The following is a 17,365-nucleotide window of genomic DNA, read 5'->3' on the forward strand; positions in this document are numbered from 1 at the left end:
AGGGCATGACGACGCTGCTCTCCGACGACCTGCTGGCCACGATCCGCGGCCGGGCCGCGATCCACGACCGCGAGAACTCGTTCTTCGCCGACGACCTGGCGGACCTGCGCGCGGCCGGCTACCTCGCGGCGCTCGTCCCGACGTCGATGGGCGGCGCCGGCCTGACGTTGCGCGAGCTCTGCCACGAGCAGGCGGCGCTCGCCGGTGCCGCACCCGCCACGGCGCTGGCCGTGAACATGCACCACGTGTGGACCGGCGTCGCGCGCTTCCTGCACGAGCGCGACGACGACTCGCTGGACTGGCTGCTGGCCGAGGCGGCCGCGGGCGAGGTCTTCGGGTTCGGGTACTCCGAGGCGGGCAACGACCTGGTGCTGCTCGGCTCGCGCACGGAGGCCCGGCCGGACGGCGCGGGCGGCTACACCTTCCACGGCCGCAAGATCTTCACCTCCAACTCCCCCGGCTGGACCCGTCTGGGGGTGATGGGCCTGGACTCGACCACCGACCCCGAGGACCCGCGCATCGTCCACGCGTTCGTCGCGCGCGACGCCGGCGGCTTCCAGATCCTCGACGACTGGGACACGGTCGGGATGCGGGCCTCCCAGTCCTGCACCACCGTGCTCGACGGCGCCCCCGCGCCCGCCGACCGCGTCATGCGCCGGATCGCACCGGGCCCGAGCCTGGACCCGTACGTGCTGGGGATCTTCACCAGCTTCGAGATCCTGCTGGCGTCGGTGTACGCGGGGATCGCGGACCGGGCGCTCGAGCTCGCGGTCGCCGCGGTGGGGCGGCGCACCTCGATGAAGACGGGCAAGGCGTACTCCCAGGACCCGGACATCCGGTGGCGCATCGCCACGGCGGCCCTCGCCCAGGACGGCATCTGGCCGCAGATCGACCAGATCGCGGGCGGCATCGACGCCCGGGAGGACCGCGGGGCCGGATGGTTCCGCGCGACGTCGGGCCTCAAGGTGCGCGCCACCGAGACCGCGCGGCAGGTGGTCGACGAGGCGATCCGCTGCTCGGGCGGTTCGAGCTACTTCAGCCGGTCCGAGCTGGGACGCCTGTACCGGGACGTGCTGGCCGGCATCTTCCATCCCAGCGACGACGAGTCGGCCCACTCCCAGGTGGCGCAGTCCCTCCTCGGCCCGCTGGAGGACTGAGCCGGAGCGAGCTCGCGAGCGCAGGCACAGTCCGACCAGAAGACCCCGGGGACCGAGCCGGAGCGAGCGTGCGAGCGCGAGCCGGGACCTCAGACGCCGGCGCGGCGGGACCGTTCGATCCCGTCGAGCAGCAGCCCGAGGGTGAACTCGAACTCGGTCTGGCTGTCGCACCAGCCGAGCGTCGGGTCGGCCGGGTCGTGCAGCTCGGCGGCGACCATGGCCGTGATGTGCGGCACGGTCTGCGCCATCGCCTCGAGCGCCTCGGGCGTCGCGTCCTCGTCACCCGCCTCGGGGCTGAACAGCTCCGGGGTGAACCCCAGCACCATGCTGCCCAGGGCGTGCATGGCGCGGTGCCCGAGCCGGTAGGAGCACCCGCCGCTGACCATCGCGCCCAGCACCCCGTCGTAGAGCGTGTAGACCCCCGGGCGGATCGCGGGGCGCGAACCCAGCAGCGCGGGGAGCCACGGGTGGCGCAGCACCACCTCGCGGGCCACGAGGCACCGCGACCGGACGTCGGCGACCCAGTCGTCCCCGACGCCGTCGCGGGCGGCCAGGCCGGCGTGGATCTCGGCGGCGACGACGTCGACGAGGCCGTCGAGCAGCTCGTCCTTCTTGCCGGGCAGGTGGTGGTAGAGCGACATCGCCTCGACCCCGAGCCGCGTCGCGACGCCGCGCATGGTCACCGCGCCCAGCCCCTCGGCGTCCGCGAGCGCCACGGCGGCCTCCAGCACGCGGTCACGGTTCAACCCGTTCGACACGATCCCACCTCTTCCCTCTGCCGACCTTACGCCGTATGGTTGCCTTACGCCGTAAGGATGCGGCCCGCTTCCTCTGGAGGGAACCCATCATGGACCAGCGCATCGCCCGCCCGGTGGCCCGCACCACCGGACTGCTCTACCTCGCCCTCGGCCTCGCCGGCATGGCCGGCTTCCTGCTCGTCCGCCCGCAGGTCTTCGACCCCACCGACGCCGCGGCCACCGCCGCGCTGCTCGTCGACCACGAGCCGTTGGCCCGCGCCGGTGTCGCCCTCGAGCTCGCGACCGTGGTCAGCCAGGCGCTGGCCGCGCTGTGGTTCGTCCGGCTCTTCCGCCCGGTGGACGCCTTCGCCGCCTCCGCCGTCGGCGCGCTGGGCATGATGAACGCCGTGGCGATCCTCGGCAGCACGGCCGCCCTCGGCACGGCCCTCGACAGCGCCCTCGCCGGCGACCAGGCCGCGCCGCAGCTCCTGTACGGGCTGTCGGAGAACCTCTGGGCCGCCGGGGCCGCGTTCTTCGGGCTGTGGCTGATCCCGATGGGACGGCTGGTGCTGCGCTCCGGCCTGCCGCGCGTGCTCGGCTGGTTCCTCGTCGTCGGCGGAGCCGGGTACCTGCTGCAGTCCTTCGTGACCTTCCTGGTCCCCGACGCCGGCCCGCTCGCCGAGCTGCTGGTCGTGCCGGCCACGGTCGGCGAGCTGTGGATGATCGGCCTGCTGCTCGTGATCGGGTTCCGGCGCGACCGCGCGGACGACACCACCACCACCGAGCCCGCGCTGCGCCCCTGAGACGACCGGCCGCCGACGGGAGGTCAGTAGGATCCCCCGCATGAGTCTGCACAGGGGCACCGTCGCCCGGTACGCCGTCGGATCCGTCGGCACCGGAGGCTTCGGCACGCTGCCCGGGCTCGTGCTGGTCTACTACCTCACCGACACGCTCGGGGTGGCGGCGCTGGCCGCCGGGCTCATCGTGACGCTCGCCAAGGTGTGGGACGTCGTCGTCGACCCCGTCATCGGGGCCGCCAGCGACCGGGACCGCGCCGCGCACGGCACGCGCCGCCGGCTGATGATCGTCGGCGGCGTGCTGCTGCCGGTGTTCTTCCTGCTGACCTTCGCCGTCCCGCCGTCGCTCGGGTCGCTCGCCGGCGCCGTCTGGGTGCTCGTCGCCTTCCTGTGCGCCGCGACGGCGTTCAGCCTGTTCCAGGTCCCCTACATCGCCCTGCCCGCCGAGCTCACCGGCAGCTACGACGAGCGCACCCGCCTGCTCACGGCCCGCGTCGTGGTGCTGACCGTGGCGATCCTCGCCTTCGGCGGCGGAGCGCCCGCGCTGCGCGGGCCGGTGCCGGACGAGCACGCCGGGTACCTGCTGATGGGGGCCGTGGCCGGGCTGGTGCTCGGCGCGTCCCTGCTCGTGGCGGCCGGCGTCGAGGGCCGGGTCCGACGGCGCGACCCCGGCCGGGCCGCCGACGGCGTCCCGCAGCCCCCGGAGGTCGCGACCCCGGACGGTGCGACGCCCGGCGTGCTGGCGCACTACCGCGCGGGCCTCGCCGTGCTGCGCACCAGCCCGCCGTTCCGCGCGCTGCTGTCCGCGTTCGTCCTGCAGGCGCTGGCCACCGGCACCATGCTCGCCGGCGCCCAGTACGTGGCCACGTGGGTGCTCGACGACGAGGGCGCCGTGACGTTCCTGTTCGCGGCGCTGGTCGGCCCGGCCGTCGTCTTCGCACCGGTGTGGGGCCGGGCCGCGCGCCGGATCGGCAAGGAGCGGGCCTTCGCCGTCGCCTCCGGCGTCTTCCTCGTGGCGGCCGCCGCGCTCGTCGTCATGTACTGGTCCCCCGGCGTCTGGGTGTACGCCGTCGTCGCGGTCGCGGGCGCCGCGTACGCCGGACTGCAGTCCCTGCCGATGGCGATGCTGCCCGACGTCGTCAGCCACGACGCCGTCACCCGCGGCCCGGGCCGCGCCGGCACGTTCTCCGGGCTGTGGACCGCCGGGGAGACTACCGGGTTCGGACTCGGCACGGCCGTCCTCGCCACGGTCCTGGCCACCACGGGCTACGTGGAGTCCCGCGCCGAGGCCGTCGTCGTCCAGCCCGACAGCGCGGTGCTCGGCATCGTGCTGGCCTTCACCCTGCTGCCGGCCGCCCTGGTCGCCGTCAGCCTCGTCCCCCTGCGCCGCTACCCGCTGCGCCGGACCGACATCGAGGCGGCACACACCGCCGCCCGGACCGAGGAGCACCGCGCATGAAGTTCGCCACTAGTCCCGAGACCGTCCTGGAGCGCCTGACAGCCCTGCGCGCCCACGACGCGCCCACCCACGGCGGCCACGTGCTCAGCTACGTCTACGATTCCGGGGAGCCCGAGCTCGACCGGCTCGCCGGCGAGGCGATCCGCGCGATGCAGCCCGTCAACGGCCTCGACCCCACGACGTTCGGGTCCGTGGCCGCCCTGGAGCGGGACCTGGTGGGCTTCACGCGCGACCTGCTCGGCGGTGACGACGAGGTCGTCGGCACCGTCACCTCCGGCGGCACCGAGAGCTGCCTGCTCGCCGTCAAGACCGCCCGGGACGCCTGGCTCGCCGCCCACGGTCTGCGCCCGGGCGAGGCCCGGCCGCGGCTGGTGCTGCCGACGACGGCGCACGCCGCCTTCCGCAAGGCCGCGCACTACTTCGGCCTCGAGACCGACCTCGTGCCCGTCACGGCCACCGGCGAGGTCACCGCCGCGGCCGTGGCCGAGCGCGTGAGCGGGCCGGCCGCGCACGACGTCGCGCTCGTCGTCGTCTCCGCGCCCTCCTACCCGCACGCCGCGCTCGACCCCGTCGCCGACGTCGCCGCCGTCGCGGCCGACGCCGGCGTCCCCGTGCACGTGGACGCCTGCATCGGCGGCATGGCGCTGCCGTTCTGGCCCGACCTGCCCGACTGGGACCTGCGGGTGCCCGGAGTGACCAGCCTGAGCGTCGACCTGCACAAGTACGGGTACGCGCCCAAGGGCGTCTCGGTGCTGCTGCAGCGCGGCCGTGACCGCCAGCGTGGCCAGTACTTCGCCACCACGCGCTGGCCCGGGTACCCCGTGGTCAACCCGACGCTGCTCGGCTCCCGCTCCGGCGGGCCGCTGGCCGCCGCCTGGGCGATCGTCCAGGCGCTCGGCCACGAGGGGTTCGCCGAGCTCGCCGGACGGTCGCGCCGCGCCACCGACGCCCTGCGCGACGCCGTCGGGGCCGTCGAGGGGCTGCGCGTCGTCGGCGACCCCGTCGGCCCGCTGCTCGCCGTCGCCACCGACGACGCCGTCCCCGCCGACCGTCGCGTCGACCCGCACCGCTGGGCGGACGCGGCCACGGCGCACGGCTGGGTGCTGCAGGCGCAGCCCGCGTACAGCCAGGACGACGGCACCCGGCTGCCGCACACCACGCACCTGACCGTCACGCCCGTGACCGAGTCCGTCCTCGGCGAGCTCGTCCCCGCCCTGGAGGCCGCCGCCGACGCCGTGCGCGGCGAGCCCCGGCCGGACGCGACCGCGCTGCTGGCCGCCCTGCCGGCAGCCGGAGCGCCCGCCGACGGCGTCCCGGGGGCGGACCCCGGCACCCTCGACGCGGAGACGGCCGCGGGGCTGCTGGGGGCGCTGGGGCTGGACGCCTCGCGGCTGGGCGACGACGGCCCCGGCGTCGGACCGATGGCCCCGCTGCTCGCCGCCGTGGAGGCCCTGCCGGCGCCGGTGGCCGAGCGGTTGCTCACCGAGCTGCTCGCGCGCCTGGTCGAGCCGCGCCGCCCGTAGGCTGTGCTGCCATGACGCACGACCCGCACCTCGCCCCCGCCACCGTCGCCGTGACCGCCGGCCGGCCCGCCCGGACCCAGGGCGGCCCGGTCAACGCACCGGTCTCCCTGACCTCCACCTACGTCTCGCGCGGCGTGCCCGGCGACGAGCTGCTCTACGCCCGCGGCGGCAACGAGACCTGGCAGACCTTCGAGGAGACGCTCGCCGCGCTCGAGGGCGCGGCCCACGGCGTCGTCCTCGCCTCCGGCATGGCCGCGATCGCCGCGGCCGTCGGCGACCTGCCCCCGGGCAGCGTCGTCGTCGTGCCCCGGCACGCCTACCAGGTCACGCTCGGTTACCTGGACGACCGGGCCGCACGGTACGACGTCGAGGTGCGGCGCGTGGACGTCGCGGACACCGACGCCGTGGTCGCGGCGCTCGACGGTGCCGCCCTGCTCGTGCTCGAGTCGCCGACGAACCCGATGCTGGAGGTCGCCGACCTGCCCGCCGTCCTGGCCGCCGCCCGCGAGCGCGGCGTGCGGTCGGTGGTGGACAACACGTTCGCCACCCCCCTGGGCCAGCAGCCCCTCGCCCTGGGGGCCGACGTCGTCGTGCACTCGGTGACCAAGTACCTCTCCGGCCACTCCGACGTCGTCCTCGGCGCGGTGCTGACGAACGACGCGCAGCGGGCCGACGAGGTCCGCGCCTACCGGACCCTGCACGGCGCGATCGCGGGCCCCATGGAGGTCTTCCTGGCGCTGCGCGGGCTGCGCACGCTGCACCTGCGTGTCGAGCGCGCCACCGCCAACGCCGCCGAGATCGCCCACCGCCTGCGCGAGCACCCGGCCGTGGCCGAGGTGCGGCACCCCTCCCTGCCCGACGACCCCGGCCACGCACGGGCGTCGGCGCAGATGGCGCACTTCGGCGCCGTCGTGGGGGTGCGGCCCGTCGGCGGCCCGGCGGGGGCGGACGCGCTGGTCGACGCGGTGCGGCTGTGGGTGCCGGCGACGTCCCTGGGCGGCGTGGAGTCGATGCTGGAGCGCCGTCGCCGCCTCGCGACCGAGTCCCCGACGGTGCCCGAGGACCTGGTCCGGCTCTCGGTGGGCGTCGAGGACGTCGAGGACCTGTGGGCGGACCTGGCCCAGGCGCTCGACCGCGCGGTCTCCTGACCGGGGTGGTGCGGGGACACCGTGCCGGAGGGCCCGTGCGGTCCTAGGCTCGAGGCAGGGAACCGTCGAGCAAGGAGGCACCGTGCAGCGCTCACCGCACCGTCGTCGGACCGCGGGGGCCGTCGCGCTCGTGGCGACCGCCGCCCTGCTCGCCGCGTGCGGGGACGGCGACGGGCTGCCCGGCTACGGCGGCGGCGCGCCCGCGACGGAGTCGTCGTCGCCCACCGCCGCGTCGAGCGCGCCGGAGGACGAGGAGACGCCGAGCGAGGAACCGACCGACGAGCCGACCGACGAGGCCACCGACGAGCCGACCGACGACGCGACCCCGACCGAGCCCGAGACCCCGTTCGAGGGCGGCACCGCCCTGGACGAGTCCACCGCGAGCGACGACGCGCTGCTGACCGTCACGGACGTCCGCGTCGGCTCCCACGACGGCTACGACCGGGTCGTGTTCGACCTGGAGGGCACCGGGACGCCCGGGTGGCGGGCGCAGTACGTCGAGGCGGCGCTCGAGCCGGGCCGTGGCGAGGAGCTCGACGTCGGCGGGGACTCGGTGCTGGAGGTCGGGATCACCGGGACCGGCTACCCGACGGACACCGGCGTCACCGAGTACGGCGGCGACCCCGTGGCCGGGCCCGGCGGCTCCGTCGCGGAGGTCGTCTACAGCTTCGTCTTCGAGGGCACGACGACGGCGTTCGTCGGCGTCGACGGCGAGCCGCGGCCGTTCCGCATGTTCTCCCTGGAGGACCCCACGCGGGTCGTGGTGGACGTCGGCAGCTGAGCCCGGGGCGTCAGTCGGCGACGCTCTCGGACTTCTGCGGGCGCGAGAGCAGCGCGCGGGCCATCTCGTCGACCGAGAGGCCTTCGTGCAGCACCGCCACCACGCCGGCCGTGATCGGCATGTCCACGTCGTGCTGCTGGGCCAGCTCCAGGACCGAGCGCGAGGACTTCACGCCCTCCGCCGTCGTCCCGGTGGCCTCGAGCGCCTCGTCGAGCGTCATGCCCTGGCCGACGTACTTGCCCAGCGAGTGGTTGCGGGACAGCGGCGAGGCGCAGGTCGCGACGAGGTCGCCCATGCCCGCCAGCCCGGAGAAGGTCTCCTGCTCGGCGCCGAGGGCACGTCCCAGCCGGGTGATCTCCACCAGGCCGCGGGTGATGACGGTCGCGGTGGTGTTCCAGCCGAAGCCGCTGCCCTGCGCCATCCCGACGGCGAGCGCGATGATGTTCTTCACCGCACCGCACAGCTCGACGCCGACGACGTCGGTGTTGGTGTAGGGGCGGAAGTACGAGTTCGAGCACGCGTCGGCGACCAGCCGGGCGTTGTCCGGGTCGGAGCACGCCACGACGGTCGCGGTGGGCTGCCGGGCGGCGATCTCCTTGGCCAGGTTCGGTCCGGAGACGACGGCGACGCGCCCGGCCGGGACGTCGAGCGCCTCGGCGACGACCTGGCTCATCCGCTTGTCGGTGCTGAGCTCGACACCCTTCATCAGCGAGACCACGACGGCGTCGGGCTCGAGGTGCTCGCGCAGCGGCTCCAGCGTGCGGCGGGCCACCTGGGACGGCACGGCGACGACGACGATCTTCGCGCCGGCGAGGGCGGCGGCGGCGTCGGTCGTGGCGGCCATGGCCGGGAGCTCGACGTCGGGCAGGTACTTGCTGTTGCGCCGCTCCTCGGCGACCTGGCGGACCAGGGCCTCGTCGCGGCCCCACAGCGTCACGTCGCAGCCGGCGTCGGCCATGACCATGGCGAAGGTCGTGCCCCAGGAGCCGGAGCCGAGGACGGCGGTCGTCGGGCCGCTCACGGGCGCTCCACCGGCGGGTAGTGCATCTGTCTCGCTTCGTAGTCGGGGTGCTTGCGCAGGTCGAACCGGTGCTCCGGCGGGACCTCGTCCCGCAGCGTGGCGAGCTGGGCGGTGATGGCGTCCATCACCCGGTCCATCGCCTCGCGCAGGGTGGCCGCGTCCAGCGGCCGGTCGTACAGGTCGGACAGGTCCACCGGCGGGCCGGCGGTGGTCTGCACCCGCTTGCGCGGGAACGGACGCGGCAGCTTGCCGTACCGCGGCAGGATCTCCGTGGCGCCCCACTGGGCGACCGGGACGACCGGGAGCCGCGAGGCCAGGGCGATCCGCGCCAGGCCCGTCTTCGGCTCCATCGGCCACAGGTCCGGGTCACGGGTCAGCGTGCCCTCGGGGAACACGGCCACGCAGGCCCCCTCGCCGAGCTCGCGACCGGCGCGCTCGAGCGAGGCGGCGGCGGCCTTGCTGCCGCGGTCGACGGGGATCATGTTCGTCGCCCGCAGCACCCCGCCCACGACCGGGGCGTCGAACAGGCCGCGCTTGGCGAGCACCCGCGGCTCGACGCCGTGGTCGAACAGGTAGTGCACGAACGTCAGCGCGTCGAGCTCGGTCGCGTGGTTGGCGGCCGCGATGAACCCGCCGTCGGTCGGGAAGTTCTCGCTGCCGCTCCACTCGTAGCGGCACATCGAGAACATCAGCGGCCGCACGACGAGCGCGACGAGGCGGTAGAGCCGTGACTCAGGTCTGGCGATGGGCACGGCGGGAAGCCTACCTGCCGCCCGGCCCGAGGTGTCAGCCGCGGGTGACGTCCGCGCCGAGCGCCTCGAGCTTGTCCTGGAAGGACTCGTAGCCGCGGTCGATGAGGCTGATCCCGCGCACCGTCGAGGAGCCCTTGGCGGCCAGGGCGGCGATGAGGTGGGAGAACCCGCCGCGCAGGTCCGGCACCTCGATGTCGGCGGCCTCGAGCGTGGTCGGCCCGGACACGACGGCGGAGTGCTGGAAGTTGCGGCGGCCGAACCGGCAGGCGGCACCGCCCAGGCACTCCTTGTAGACCTGGATCGTGGCGCCCATCTGACGCAGCGCCTCGGTGAACCCGAAGCGGTTCTCGTACACGGTCTCGTGCACGATCGACAGCCCCGTGGCCTGGGTCAGCGCCACGACCAGCGGCTGCTGCCAGTCGGTCATGAACCCGGGGTGGACGTCGGTCTCCAGGACGATCGAGCGCAGCTCGCCGCCCGGGTGCCAGAACCGGATGCCGTCGTCCTGGACGTCGAACTGGCCGCCGACCTTGCGGTAGGTGTTCAGGAAGGTCATCATCTCGGGCTGCGAGGCGCCCTTGATCGTCACGTCGCCGCCGGTCGCGAGCGCCGCGGACGCCCAGGAGGCCGCCTCGATGCGGTCGCCCAGCGCCGTGTGCGAGTAGCCGCACAGCTGGTCGACGCCCTCGATCCGGATCACGCGGTCGGTGTCGACCGAGATGATCGCGCCCATCTTCTGCAGCACGGCGATGAGGTCCATGATCTCGGGCTCGGTGGCCGCGCCGGTCAGCTCGGTGATGCCCTCGGCGCGCACGGCCGTCAGCAGCAGCTGCTCGGTCGCCCCCACCGACGGGTAGGGCAGCTCGATCTTGGTGCCCTGCAGACGCCGCGGCGCGCGCAGGTGGATGCCGTTGGGCCGCTTGTCGACCACGGCACCGAACTGCCGCAGGATGTCCAGGTGGTAGTTGATCGGCCGGTCGCCGATCCGGCAGCCGCCGAGGTCGGGGATGAACGCCTCGCCCAGGCGGTGCAGCAGCGGGCCGCAGAACAGGATCGGGATGCGGCTGGAGCCGGCGTGGGCGTCGATGTCCGCGACGTGCGCCGACTCGACGTTCGAGGGGTCCAGGTCGAGGATGCCGGCGTCGGGGTCGTACTTGACGTTGACCCCGTGGAGCTCGAGCAGACCGGACACGACCGCGACGTCACGGATCTGCGGCACGTTGCGCAGCACGCTCGGCGACTCCCCCAGCAGCGACGCCACCATCGCCTTGGACACGAAGTTCTTCGCCCCGCGCACCTCGATGGTGCCCTGCAGCGGCGTGCCGCCGTTGACGTACAGCAGATCAGTCATGGCTCGTCGTTCGTCCTGTCCTCGGGAGTGCACAGCACGGTGGTGCTGCTCGTCGGTGCGGGCCGGCGGCTCGCGTGGCGCGGTCGTGCGCGGTTGCCGCGGTCGTACGCAGCGCGAACGATCCTGCCCCTGCCGACCCGGTGGTGCCAACATCCGGCACGCCCCCAGTATTCACGTTCACCACACCTTCACGCGGCGGGCGCGGACTCGCGCGGGGGCGCACGCGTCGTGGCCAGATCGTGACGGGGCGGGCCGTCTGCTGACGCCTGGGTGAAGTGTGTCACAAACACATACCCCCCAGGGTGTGAGGAGTAGCCTGGAATCAACGGTAGGTCCGCGATGAAGGAGTCGATCATGACCGCACGTGTCCTGGTTCTCGGCGGCAGCTTCGCAGGGATGACGGCCGCCCTGTCCATCAAGTCCGACCTGGGCGAGGAGGCCGAGGTCACGGTCGTGTCGGCCTCCGACCGGTTCGTGTTCAACCCGTCGCTGATCTGGCTGCCCTTCGGGCGCCGGGGCCGCACCGACATCACGTTCCCCCTCGAGCCGACGTTCACCAAGCAGGGCGTGCGGTTCGTGCACGGGTCCGCGACCTACGTCGACCCCGACCACCACCGGGTGGAGACCACCGAGGGGACGTTCGACTACGACTACCTGGTCATCGCCACCGGGTACCGCAACGACCTCGACGTCGTCCCCGGGATGCGCGACACGCCGACCATCACCACCCTGCACGACGCCGAGCGCACCTACGACGCCTGGCGCCGGTTCCTCGACGACCCGGGCGACGTCGTCATCGGCGCGACGCAGCGCGCGAGCTGCTTCGGCGCCGCCTACGAGTTCCTGTTCAACACCTCCTACCAGCTGCGCCGCGCCGGCCTGCACGGCAAGGTCAAGCTGACGTACGTCACCTCCGAGCCCTTCGCCGGCCACTTCGGCATCGACGGCATGCCTGGGGCGAAGCCGCTGATGAAGATGTTCGCCAAGAAGGAGGGCATCACCGTCGAGCCGAACCAGTCGATCGCGGAGATCAAGCCCGACGTCGTCGTGCTGTCCGACGGGCGCGAGCTGCCGTACAAGTTCGCGATGATCGTCCCGCCGTTCCGCGGCCAGGACTTCCTCGCCAAGACGCCCGACCTGGTCGACGCCGGCAACTACGTCACGGTCCGCCCGACCTACCAGTCGGAGAAGTGGGACGACGTCTACGCCGTCGGCATCGCCGCCGCCGTGCCCGTGCCCTGGACCACGCAGGTCGCGACCGGCATCCCGAAGACCGGCTTCCCCAGCGAGCAGCAGGCGCACGTCGCGGCCAAGAACATCGTCTCCCAGGTGCGCGGCGAGGAGCCGACGGAGGAGAAGGAGTTCTCGAAGATCCCGGCGCTGTGCGTCATGGACGCCGGCAACAACGGCGTCGCGATGGTCGCCGACCACATGCTGCCCCCGCGCAAGGCCGCCGTCATGGTGCCCGGACCGCAGAACCACGCGTTCAAGATCGGCTTCGAGAAGTACTCCCTGGCCAAGATGAAGGCCGGCAAGGTCAAGCTGCCGTGACACCGCCTGTTCCGGGCCGAAGGTCCTGCCCCCGCGGGACCGACGGCCCGGGACACGGCCCGCCCGGGGTCGGCACCATCGAGGTATGACGGGCACGCAGACGACCGCACGACGCCCCTCCGCCGCCTCGCGGCGGGTCGGCTACGCCGTCGCCGTGCTCGTGAACGGTCTGCTGCTCGTGCTGATCCACGGCTGGCCGGGCTGGGAGGCGGTGCCGTTCCTGACGCCGCGGACCACCGAGGTGCTGACGGCGGTCGACGCCTCGATCGTCGTCGGCATCGTCGCGAACCTGGTCTACCTCCTGGCGGACCCGCCGCGGCTGCGCGCCCTGGGCGACGTCGTGACCACGGCGGTGGGACTCGTCGCGGTCGTGGTCGTGTGGCGAGTCTTCCCGTTCGACTTCGCCGGCACCTTCGACTGGGCGCTGGTGGTCCGCATCCTGCTCGTCGTCGCGATGGTGGGCAGCGCGATCGGGATCGTCGTCGGCCTCGTCCGGCTGGCGACCGGACGAGGGAGACCGTGATGACCGTGATGCCCGAGAAGCCCCGCACCGGCTACCCGCTGCGGATGGAGGCCGAACCACCCGCCGAGCTCTCCCGGGGGCTCTGGCTGGTCAAGTGGCTGCTGATCCTCCCGCACGTCGTGGTGCTGATCGGCCTGTGGATCGCCTTCGTCGTGCTGACGGTCGTGGCGTTCTTCGCGATCCTGTTCACCGGCCGCTACCCGCAGGGCATCTTCACCTTCAACGTCGGCGTCCTGCGCTGGTGCTGGCGCGTCGCGTACTACTCCTACGGCGCGCTGGGCACCGACCGCTACCCGCCGTTCACGCTCGACGAGGTGCCCGACTACCCCACCCACCTGGACGTCACGCCCCCGCAGCAGCTCTCCCGCGGCCTGGTGCTCGTCAAGTGGTGGCTGCTCGCGATCCCGCACTACGTCGTCGTCGGCATCTTCCTCGGCACCAGCTCCCGCACGACGGAGATCGCCTCCGACGGCACGGTCGTCGTCACCGACTGGCCGCCCGGTGTCGGGCTCGTCGGCGTGCTCGTCCTGTTCGCCGCCGTGGTGCTCCTCTTCCGCGGCACCTACCCGCGCAGCATGTTCGACCTGGTCCTGGGGCTGCAGCGCTGGGCACTGCGCGTGGCCGCCTACGCCGCCCTCATGACGGACGACTACCCGCCGTTCCGCCTCGACCTGGGCCCCCACGAACCGGCCGGCACCGTGCCGCAGCAGAGTCCCCCGGCCTGATCGCCGGGCCGTCCGACAGGAGCAGAACCATGGCGCACACCTGGACGATCACCGTCCACCTCGTCGAGACCGAGGACATCGATCCCGACCGGGGCATCACCTCCGCCCACGCGGTGCTGACCACCTCGAGCGGCACGACGCTCGAGGGCCGCGGCACGGCGCGTCGCAACCCCGACGACGTCGAGGTCGAGGCGATCGGCGAGGAGCTCGCGACGGCGCGGGCGCTCCGCGACCTCTCGGACCGGCTCCTGCAGGAGACGTCGGACGACCTCGCCGAGATCGAGCAGCACCCGGTGCACCTGCGCTCGTGAGCGTCAGCGGGCCGGCGGACGCGCCCCGGCGCGGTCCAGCCAGTCGGTGAGCCCCCGCGGGGCGCCGCCGGCGTCCGCGTACCCGACGAACCCGTCGGGGCGCACGGCGACCACGCCCCGCCCGGGACTGCTCGCGAGGCGGTGGACGGCCACGTGCGGGCCGAGGTCGCGCGGGTCGAGCGCCGGGGCGTCGCGGTCGAGCAGGACGTGGACGCCCGGGCTCGCGGTGAGCTCGTGCAGGCGGCGGGTGCGCCCGGCACAGGTGACGTCCTGGTCCCGCAGTCGGTGCCCCGGTCGGGGTGCCGCCCGAGCGGGGCGTCCCGCGACCGTCAGGGGGCTGTGCCGGTAGGCGACCCAGTCCTGCGACAGCAGCCGGACGACCAGGCCCATGAGCCGACGTCGGCGCACCGCCAGCGGCACCACCGGGGCCGCGAGGGGCAGCGCCGTCCCGCGCAGCAGGGCGGGCAGCGGGTGCGTGGACGCCTCGCCGAAGAACACGAGGTGGGTCAGGGCGAGGACCTGGCGGGCCACCGGGCGCCGCTCGGCGTCGTAGGAGGCCAGCAGGGGGCTGTCGGTGTCGCCGGAGGGGTCCGCGGTCCCGGCGGCGAGGGCGAGCTTCCACCCGAGGTTGACGGCGTCGAGGAGGCCGGAGTTCATGCCCTGCGCCGCTGCCGGCGAGTGGGTGTGGGCGGCGTCCCCGGCGAGGAAGATCCGGCCCTGGCGGAACGCCCCGGCGACCCGGTGCTGCAGCCGCACCCGTGCCGACCAGCGCAGGTCGGCGAGCGTGGCGCCCAGCCCGGCGTCGTCGAGGAGCGCCGCGACCTCGTCTGCCGGGACCGGTGCACCGGGCTGCCCGGCGGGTGCGCCGCCGTCGGACGCCGGACGGGTCGCGAGCAGCCGCCACGGGGCGCCCTCCCCCAGCGCGAAGAGGAACACCAGACCGCGACGGGCGACGACGGCGTGCAGGACGCCCGGGGCGAGGTCGCCGTCGAGCTCGAGGTCGGCCAGCAGGACCTCCACCGGGTACGGGCCGCCGCGCCAGGCGGTCCCGGCGTCGCGCCGCACGGTGCTGTCCGGGCCGTCGCAGCCGACGAGGAAGCGGGCCGTGGCCTCCTCGTCGCCGCCCTCGGCGCGCAGCACGGCACGCACGGCGCCGGCGTCCGGTCCGGCCGTGCCGCCGTCCCTGGCCGCGACGCACTCGGTGCCCCGCTCCACCGTGACGCCCCGGGCCGCGAGCGCCTGCGCGAGCACGTCCTCGACGTCGGCCTGGCGCACCATCGTCAGGTGCGGGTACGGGGTGGCGGGCCAGTCGACGTCGGCCAGCCGGACGTCGACCAGGCGCCGCCCGAGGTGCACCTGCGCGCGGGGCGAGCGGTCGGCACGGTCCAGCAGGGCGTCGGCCACGCCGAGGGGGCGCAGCGACTCCAGCGTGTGCGGGTGGACGATCATCGCGCGCGACGGCCGCCACGCCGTCGGGCGCCGCTCGACGACGCGCACCGCGGCGCCGTGGTCGTGCGCCTGCAGGGCCGTCGCCAGCCCGGTGGGTCCGGCGCCCACGACCAGGACGTCGGTCACGGGACCACCCGCCACCAGCCGTCGTCCGGCGCGGCGTCGCCGGTGCCCGTCGGCACGAGCCGCGCCAGCGCCTCGTCGCGGGTCAGTCCGGGCACGACCCGGTAGTCGATCGAGCCGCGCTCGCTGACGAGCTCGAGCACCCGCCACAGGGAGCGGGCGTAGCCCTCGGCGCGACCGGCGCCGTCCCACTCGTACAGGCCCCGGTAGACGTGCCGCTCGTCGGCAGCCAGCCACAGCTTGGACACGAAGCCGGGGAAGCCGACGAACAGCGGGGTGTTGAGCAGGCTCTCGGCGCGGAACACGGCGTGTCCCCGGGGGCCGTGGACCCACCGCAGCCGGAAGGCGACGGCCAGGAAGCAGGGCTCGGCGGGCACGCGGGCGACGACCGTCTCCCGGTAGACGCGGCCCTGCGTGCCGTCGGCGAACCGCACGACCCGTCCGACGCGGGACCGCGGCTGGCGCACCCGACCCCGCACGAGCAGGGACGTGCTGGCGACGGCACAGCGCCCGACGGCGCGCCATGCTTCCGGGCGGGCGGCCGGGCGGGGGGCAGGTCGGGGGGCGGGGCGGGATGCGCTGGCCTGGCTCATGACGGCTCCCTTCCACCTCCAGGGTGGACGCGGCGGCCCCCGGCGGACAGGGCCGAACGGCCCGAGAGGGTGGCCCGTCCGGTCCCGGGAGGATCAGGCGGCGCAGCGCCCCGGCGCGACCGCGTCGTCCAGGTCGGCGAGCCGGGCCGCCACGGGCATCAGCTCGGTGGACGTCACGCCGTAGGCCAGCTCGTCGTCCGACTGGGACTGACCGAAGATCACGCCGACGACCTCGCCGTCGGGCGAGAGCACGGGGCCGCCCGAGCTCCCGCCGTGCACGGTCGCGGCGAGGGCGTAGACGTCGCGCTCGACGGTGCCCGTCCCGTCGGACGCCGGGATCCGCACTCCCCCGGCGTCGAGCACCTCCGCGCCGGTCGAGGTGAACGGTCCCCCGTACGGATAGCCCTGCACGACCGCCGCGTCGCCGCGCTCGAGCGCGGGCGCGATGGTCAGCGGGGTGGCGTCCAGCCCGTCGACCGCCACGACGGCGAGGTCGGCCTCCGGGTCGTAGTAGACGACCCGCCCCTCCTCGGCCGTCCGCCCGGGCAGCTCGACGAGCGGCCGCTCGACGCCGGCCACGACGTGCGCGTTGGTCACGACGCGGTCCGGCGCCGCGACGAAGCCGGACCCGGTCACGCCCGTGCCGCACTCGTAGGCGGTGCCCCAGACGCGGGCGACGGACTGCGCGGAGGCCTCCAGCGCCGGGTCCGCGAGGTCGACAGCGGGGACCGTCCTGCTCCGGCGCGGGTCGAGCAGCCCGTCCAGCTGCGGCAGACCGTCGTCGAGCACCGCGGCCCGCGCCTGGGCCAGGGTCCGCGTCACCGGTGCCGGCGTGTACGCGTCGATGGCGCGCAGGACCGCCGACGACGACACGGCCGGGGCCAGGACCGGAGTCCCCGTGGCCTTGATCGTCGAGCCGACGAACGAGAGCGCGACGGCGGCCACCAGCAGGCTCGCGACCCCACCGAGGAGACGCTCGAGCGGGACGGCGCGGGTGCGGTCGACCTGCTGGCGCAGGCGGCGTCCCACCCCGGCGCCGAGCGACAGGCCCAGCAGCGGGACGGCCACCGCCAGGAGCACCGTGGCCGCCCCGCGCCACTCGGACACGGGCAGCGCGTCGACCACGACAGGCACCGCCAGGAACGCCACCGCGCCGCCGAGGACGAGGCCGACGAGCCCGCCGACCGTGGACAGCACGCCACGCGTCAGCCCGGTCGCGAGCGCGGCGACGAGGAGGACGACGAGCACGACGTCGAGGGGGGTCACCGGAGTCCTCCGCGGGGCTGGGCAGCGAGGACCACCGAGCGTACGCGGTCAGGCTGGGCGCAGCCTGGGAACCGTGACGGCCAGGTGGCAAGCACGCA

At 74.5% G+C, this 17,365-nt stretch carries 17 protein-coding genes; 10 read left to right on the plus strand and 7 right to left on the minus strand.

From position 1 onward, the window contains the following. Positions 1-5 precede the first annotated feature (5 nt). On the plus strand, positions 6-1,157 hold the full coding sequence (locus V5O49_RS16580) for an acyl-CoA dehydrogenase family protein (RefSeq protein WP_332903187.1): 1,152 nt from the start codon (positions 6-8) through the stop codon (positions 1,155-1,157). An 89-nt stretch (positions 1,158-1,246) separates the two neighbouring features. On the opposite strand, the gene V5O49_RS16585 is transcribed toward V5O49_RS16580, so the two are convergent. Continuing rightward, the gene (locus tag V5O49_RS16585) at positions 1,247-1,915 is read right to left on the minus strand and encodes a TetR/AcrR family transcriptional regulator (protein WP_332903188.1); all 669 of its coding nucleotides are present in this window, start codon (positions 1,913-1,915) and stop codon (positions 1,247-1,249) included. An 89-nt stretch (positions 1,916-2,004) separates the two neighbouring features. On the opposite strand from V5O49_RS16585, the gene V5O49_RS16590 reads away from it, so the two are divergent. The 5 genes from V5O49_RS16590 to V5O49_RS16610 all read left to right on the plus strand — a co-directional run bounded on the left by V5O49_RS16590 (position 2,005) and on the right by V5O49_RS16610 (position 7,602). Next, positions 2,005-2,697 carry a DUF4386 domain-containing protein gene (locus tag V5O49_RS16590; protein WP_332903189.1) on the plus strand — a complete coding sequence of 231 codons (693 nt, stop codon included), beginning with the start codon at positions 2,005-2,007 and terminating at the stop codon, positions 2,695-2,697. A 40-nt stretch (positions 2,698-2,737) separates the two neighbouring features. Then, entirely contained in the window at positions 2,738-4,150 is a 1,413-nt protein-coding gene (locus tag V5O49_RS16595; protein ID WP_332903190.1) for an MFS transporter, read from the plus strand. Next, positions 4,147-5,673: a pyridoxal phosphate-dependent decarboxylase family protein gene (locus V5O49_RS16600; protein ID WP_332903191.1), complete on the plus strand. Its 1,527-nt coding sequence runs from the start codon at positions 4,147-4,149 to the stop codon at positions 5,671-5,673. Before V5O49_RS16595 ends, V5O49_RS16600 begins: the two co-directional genes overlap by 4 nt. 11 nt (positions 5,674-5,684) lie before the next feature. After that, entirely contained in the window at positions 5,685-6,821 is a 1,137-nt protein-coding gene (locus V5O49_RS16605) for a trans-sulfuration enzyme family protein (RefSeq protein WP_332903192.1), read from the plus strand. Positions 6,822-6,903: 82 nt separating this feature from the next. Then, positions 6,904-7,602, plus strand: a complete 699-nt coding sequence (locus V5O49_RS16610; protein ID WP_332903193.1) for an AMIN-like domain-containing (lipo)protein — start codon at positions 6,904-6,906, stop codon at positions 7,600-7,602. 10 nt (positions 7,603-7,612) lie between these two features. Here V5O49_RS16610 and V5O49_RS16615 read toward each other — a convergent pair whose 3' ends face one another. From V5O49_RS16615 to murA, 3 genes are read right to left on the minus strand one after another with little or no spacing between them, the layout of a single operon-like run. Next, entirely contained in the window at positions 7,613-8,623 is a 1,011-nt protein-coding gene (locus tag V5O49_RS16615) for an NAD(P)H-dependent glycerol-3-phosphate dehydrogenase (RefSeq protein WP_332903194.1), read from the minus strand. Further along, a complete protein-coding gene (locus V5O49_RS16620; RefSeq protein ID WP_332903195.1) occupies positions 8,620-9,375 on the minus strand; it encodes a lysophospholipid acyltransferase family protein in 756 nt (251 codons plus the stop codon). Before V5O49_RS16620 ends, V5O49_RS16615 begins: the two co-directional genes overlap by 4 nt. 34 nt (positions 9,376-9,409) lie before the next feature. Continuing rightward, positions 9,410-10,726, minus strand: a complete 1,317-nt coding sequence (murA, locus tag V5O49_RS16625) for a UDP-N-acetylglucosamine 1-carboxyvinyltransferase (protein ID WP_278234921.1) — start codon at positions 10,724-10,726, stop codon at positions 9,410-9,412. Positions 10,727-11,080: 354 nt separating this feature from the next. Here murA and V5O49_RS16630 point away from each other — a divergent pair, with 354 nt between their 5' ends. The 4 genes from V5O49_RS16630 (at position 11,081) to V5O49_RS16645 (ending at position 13,836) form a co-directional block, all read left to right on the plus strand. Beyond that, the gene (locus tag V5O49_RS16630; protein ID WP_332903196.1) at positions 11,081-12,277 is read left to right on the plus strand and encodes an NAD(P)/FAD-dependent oxidoreductase; all 1,197 of its coding nucleotides are present in this window, start codon (positions 11,081-11,083) and stop codon (positions 12,275-12,277) included. A gap of 85 nt (positions 12,278-12,362) precedes the next feature. Then, positions 12,363-12,800 carry a hypothetical protein gene (locus V5O49_RS16635; RefSeq protein ID WP_332903197.1) on the plus strand — a complete coding sequence of 146 codons (438 nt, stop codon included), beginning with the start codon at positions 12,363-12,365 and terminating at the stop codon, positions 12,798-12,800. Further along, the gene (locus V5O49_RS16640) at positions 12,800-13,525 is read left to right on the plus strand and encodes a DUF4389 domain-containing protein (RefSeq protein ID WP_332903198.1); all 726 of its coding nucleotides are present in this window, start codon (positions 12,800-12,802) and stop codon (positions 13,523-13,525) included. The genes V5O49_RS16635 and V5O49_RS16640 overlap by 1 nt, the downstream gene beginning before the upstream one ends. A 29-nt stretch (positions 13,526-13,554) precedes the next feature. Next, the gene (locus V5O49_RS16645; protein ID WP_332903199.1) at positions 13,555-13,836 is read left to right on the plus strand and encodes a DUF1876 domain-containing protein; all 282 of its coding nucleotides are present in this window, start codon (positions 13,555-13,557) and stop codon (positions 13,834-13,836) included. Between the two features lie 3 nt (positions 13,837-13,839). Here the strand turns inward: V5O49_RS16645 and V5O49_RS16650 are convergent, their stop codons facing one another. The 3 genes from V5O49_RS16650 to V5O49_RS16660 form a co-directional block, all read right to left on the minus strand. Continuing rightward, positions 13,840-15,411 (minus strand): FAD-dependent monooxygenase, encoded by a 1,572-nt coding sequence (locus V5O49_RS16650; RefSeq protein WP_332903200.1) that lies wholly within the window; start codon positions 15,409-15,411, stop codon positions 13,840-13,842. Continuing rightward, complete coding sequence (locus V5O49_RS16655) at positions 15,408-16,001, minus strand: hypothetical protein (protein WP_332903201.1); 594 nt, start codon at positions 15,999-16,001, stop codon at positions 15,408-15,410. The genes V5O49_RS16650 and V5O49_RS16655 overlap by 4 nt, the downstream gene beginning before the upstream one ends. A gap of 93 nt (positions 16,002-16,094) precedes the next feature. Further along, positions 16,095-17,267 (minus strand): MarP family serine protease, encoded by a 1,173-nt coding sequence (locus V5O49_RS16660; RefSeq protein ID WP_332903202.1) that lies wholly within the window; start codon positions 17,265-17,267, stop codon positions 16,095-16,097. Positions 17,268-17,365 lie beyond the last annotated feature (98 nt).

Origin of the sequence: Isoptericola haloaureus, assembly GCF_036689775.1 — a bacterium.
GTDB lineage: Bacteria > Actinomycetota > Actinomycetes > Actinomycetales > Cellulomonadaceae > Isoptericola > Isoptericola haloaureus.

Bases quoted from the DNA above. Each gene is read 5' to 3' on its own strand.
- V5O49_RS16635 (WP_332903197.1), top strand. From the start codon at position 12,363: ATGACGGGCACGCAGACGACCGCACGACGCCCCTCCGCCGCCTCGCGG.
- V5O49_RS16640 (WP_332903198.1), top strand. From the start codon at position 12,800: ATGACCGTGATGCCCGAGAAGCCCCGCACCGGCTACCCGCTGCGGATG.
- V5O49_RS16590 (WP_332903189.1), top strand. From the start codon at position 2,005: ATGGACCAGCGCATCGCCCGCCCGGTGGCCCGCACCACCGGACTGCTC.
- V5O49_RS16595 (WP_332903190.1), top strand. From the start codon at position 2,738: ATGAGTCTGCACAGGGGCACCGTCGCCCGGTACGCCGTCGGATCCGTC.
- murA (WP_278234921.1), bottom strand. From the start codon at position 10,726: ATGACTGATCTGCTGTACGTCAACGGCGGCACGCCGCTGCAGGGCACC.
- V5O49_RS16580 (WP_332903187.1), top strand. From the start codon at position 6: ATGACGACGCTGCTCTCCGACGACCTGCTGGCCACGATCCGCGGCCGG.
- V5O49_RS16630 (WP_332903196.1), top strand. From the start codon at position 11,081: ATGACCGCACGTGTCCTGGTTCTCGGCGGCAGCTTCGCAGGGATGACG.
- V5O49_RS16605 (WP_332903192.1), top strand. From the start codon at position 5,685: ATGACGCACGACCCGCACCTCGCCCCCGCCACCGTCGCCGTGACCGCC.
- V5O49_RS16645 (WP_332903199.1), top strand. From the start codon at position 13,555: ATGGCGCACACCTGGACGATCACCGTCCACCTCGTCGAGACCGAGGAC.
- V5O49_RS16600 (WP_332903191.1), top strand. From the start codon at position 4,147: ATGAAGTTCGCCACTAGTCCCGAGACCGTCCTGGAGCGCCTGACAGCC.
- V5O49_RS16655 (WP_332903201.1), bottom strand. From the start codon at position 16,001: ATGAGCCAGGCCAGCGCATCCCGCCCCGCCCCCCGACCTGCCCCCCGC.